General features: G+C 52.7%; 1 protein-coding gene. It reads left to right on the forward strand.

Going from position 1 to position 203, the window contains the following annotated elements:
• The coding region (locus tag Q1A08_RS21450; protein WP_299776439.1) for a hypothetical protein at positions 1–203 on the forward strand (203 nt) is incomplete at both ends.

Here is a 203-nt window from a genome sequence, read left to right on the forward strand (position 1 = left end):
TTATTCGAAACCACCAGTGATGGTCAGGGTAACTGGAGCTACACACCAACCGCTGCAGAAGCACTTGATGATCGTGAGTACAACTTCTACGCCGATGCCAAAGCGGCCAATGGTCAAGAGAGTCCAGTAACGGGTCCTTACACGATTACCGTGGACACTGTAGCGCCGGAGAAACCGGATCTTGGAAACGGCACCTTAAGCGC

The sequence above is a fragment of the uncultured Pseudoteredinibacter sp. genome, from assembly GCF_947500695.1.
Taxonomy (GTDB): domain Bacteria; phylum Pseudomonadota; class Gammaproteobacteria; order Pseudomonadales; family Cellvibrionaceae; genus Pseudoteredinibacter.